This window comes from uncultured Streptococcus sp., assembly GCF_963521865.1.
Classification (GTDB): Bacteria; Bacillota; Bacilli; order Lactobacillales; family Streptococcaceae; genus Streptococcus.
The window spans coordinates 1-3,031 of record NZ_CAUQWY010000086.1; the positions used below are offsets into that span (position 1 = coordinate 1).

Here is a 3,031-nt window from a genome sequence, read left to right on the forward strand (position 1 = left end):
TTCCAACTCTTTAGTGAAATTTCTCCGCTATTTAGCCAAATTTCTTTTCCGTTATCACATTGAACTAAAAGTTTACCACTTTCAGAGATGTCTTTAGCAAGCCCCTTGTAGTCTTTTTGATCTAGTGTGAAAGTCACTTCTTTTCCTAGAACGAAGGACTGTTTTTTGTATAGGTATAATAGCTCTTCTGCAGGTGTTTCGAAGAAAGCACGCCATATCTCTATGATTAATTCATTTCTTGTTATAGGTGCTGGTGCTTTAAATAAACTAGCAGCTTTTTCTTTTAATTCCTGGGGGAAGTCTTTAATAGTAAAGTTGATTCCTACTCCAATAATGATATCTGTGACTAGGCCTGTTTCTACAGACGTCATTGCCTCAGTAAGGATTCCTCCAATTTTATGATTGTTTAGGTAGATATCATTGACCCATTTTATGTCGACATCTATTAAAGTTAGGTTCTTAATGGCTTTGTAGACAGCTCCAGCTACAAGTAGTGTGTAGGATGGTAATTTGTCATAGGCGAGATTTGGTTTAAGATGGAGTGTCATATAAATACCACCTTGTGGTGAGTAGAAGGAACGTTGAAAACGACCTCGGCCTGCTGTTTGATAGGAAGCTAGATAGAGGGTATTTGCTTCATATCCTAAATCAATTGCTTCTTTTGCATCTAGTTGTGTTGATTTTGTTTCGTGTTTAAAACTGACTTTAATTGGAAGATTTTCTTCTAGAATCTCTGGGAGAATAAGGTCACCATTCATCAGTTTATATCCTTTGTTTTTGATGCTATCAATTTCAATGCCTTCTTGTTCTAGTCGCTTGATGGCTTTCCAAATTGATGTTCGGCTTAGGGATAGTTCTTCTGCAATTTTTTCTCCGCTGATATAGTCGGTTTCTTTAGTTAGAATCTGATAGACAGCTTGGTAGGATTTCATAGTGTTGCCTTTCTTTAAGAATAGTATATGATTTGAATCTAGTTTGGATAGTTGCGCCTAATCTATATTTTATTACTACTATTTTAACATATGCCTACTATTTACGGCATGATTTTCTTAGAGAAAATGCAATCATTAAGATTGAGTTTTGAAATTCCAGTATTTTTGCTCCCTTTTTTACCTAGGAAACGTTTCCTTTGTTTTCAAATTGCTAAAAAAGTGGTACAATAAAGGGTAGCTTACTATTATCTGAATCAACTGATTTGGAGAGAAAGGATTCATTTTGAAATCAATAGGCTTTATTAAAAAGCTGAAAGGGTTGTCTAGTAAAGAGCTGATTTTATTGGGAATTATCCTGAGTATCTTTTTACCCTTTTATCTTTTTGCAGTTGTATTCTGTTTATATATTATCAGTTTAATTTTTACAGGAGACATGAAAAGTATTCTTCAGAAAATGGGGGAGCATCCAATGCTGCTTCTTTTTCTTGGCTATAGTACTATTATATCCATTTTTGCACAAAATTGGATGGGTCTTGTGGCTTCAGTAGGAATGTTTCTATTTACTGTTTTCTTTTTGCACTATCAGTCGGTTTTATCACATAGATTCTTTCGCTTGATTTTGCAGCTCGTCTTGTTTGGTAGCGTCTTGTCAGCTGCTTTTGCGAGTTTAGAACATTTCCAAATTGTGAAGAAATTCAACTATGCTTTTCTTTCACCCAATATGCAGGTCTGGCATCAGAATCGTGCAGAAGTGACCTTCTTTAATCCTAATTATTATGGAATTATTTGTTGTTTCTGTATCATGATTGCCTTCTATCTGTTTACAACGACCAAGTTGAATTGGTTGAAAGTATTCTGTGTGATTGCAGGCTTTGTGAATCTCTTTGGATTGAACTTTACTCAAAATCGAACTGCCTTTCCTGCTATTATTGCTGGAGCTATTATTTATCTCTTTACGACCATTAAAAACTGGAAGGCCTTTTGGCTTAGTATTGGGGTCTTTGCGATTGGTTTGAGTTTCCTCTTTTCCAGTGATTTAGGAGTTCGGATGGGGACTTTAGACTCTTCTATGGAAGAACGCATTTCTATCTGGGATGCTGGGATGGCCTTATTTAAGCAAAATCCTTTCTGGGGTGAAGGGCCATTGACCTACATGCACTCGTATCCTCGGATACATGCTCCTTATCATGAACATGCTCACAGTCTATATATCGATACGATTCTGAGTTACGGAATTGTGGGGACTATTTTATTAGTTTTGTCTTCTGTTGCTCCTGTTCGCTTGATGATGGATATGAGTCAGGAGTCGGGGAAACGTCCGATTATCGGTCTTTATCTATCTTTCCTTACAGTGGTTGCTGTGCACGGAATCTTTGATTTGGCCCTCTTCTGGATTCAGTCAGGTTTTATTTTCTTGCTAGTTATGTGCAGTATTCCGTTGGAGCATCGAACGTTGGTATCGGATATGACGGATTAAATTTATAAGATTAAAAAATTCTTCTACCTTGGGTGGGAGATTTTTTTACTGGGAAAAATTATTTCTAAATCGAAATAGTTGACAGTTGGAATAATGAGTGTTACAATTACTTTATTCGTTTCGATATAGAAATAAATTGGAGGTGTCATGAAAGATAGTCATTTGCTAGCCCATCATATTCGTTTGTTGAATGGGCGGATTTTTCAAAAGTTACTGAGCCAAGACCCTGAAGCTCTTTATCGGAGTGAACAGGGTAAGATTTTAGCGGTTTTATGGAATAGTGAAACTGGCTGCGCAACTGCGACAGACATTGCTTTGGCGACTGGACTTGCTAATAATACTCTGACGACTATGATAAAAAAGCTTGAGGAACAAAATCTTGTAACCGTTAATCCATGTGGAGAAGATAAGCGTAAGAAGTATTTGGTTTTAACAGAGTTGGGAGAGTCTCAGAAAGAAGTGGGGCATCGTGTCAGTCAGAAATTGGATACGATCTTTTACAAAGGATTTTCAGAGGAAGAAATTCGTCAGTTTGAAGCCTTTCAAGAAAGAATTTTGGCTAATCTGAAAGAGGAGGAAAATGAGGTTTAAAATGGAGCAAATTAGCTGTTTATAAGTAAAG

At 36.6% G+C, this 3,031-nt stretch carries 3 protein-coding genes; 2 read left to right on the plus strand and 1 reads right to left on the minus strand.

Going from position 1 to position 3,031, the window contains the following annotated elements; translation table 11 throughout:
* Positions 1–932, minus strand: a 932-nt coding sequence (gene birA, locus RWO85_RS10100; protein WP_314415717.1) for a bifunctional biotin--[acetyl-CoA-carboxylase] ligase/biotin operon repressor BirA, incomplete at its 3' end; no start/stop codon positions are given.
* Between the two features lie 283 nt (positions 933–1,215).
* Here birA and RWO85_RS10105 point away from each other — a divergent pair.
* Both RWO85_RS10105 and RWO85_RS10110 read left to right on the plus strand, forming a co-directional pair.
* Positions 1,216–2,409 (plus strand): O-antigen ligase, encoded by a 1,194-nt coding sequence (locus RWO85_RS10105; protein ID WP_314415718.1) that lies wholly within the window; start codon positions 1,216–1,218, stop codon positions 2,407–2,409.
* Between the two features lie 147 nt (positions 2,410–2,556).
* A complete protein-coding gene (locus RWO85_RS10110; RefSeq protein ID WP_314415720.1) occupies positions 2,557–3,000 on the plus strand; it encodes a MarR family transcriptional regulator in 444 nt (147 codons plus the stop codon).
* The last annotated feature ends 31 nt before the right edge of the window (positions 3,001–3,031 follow it).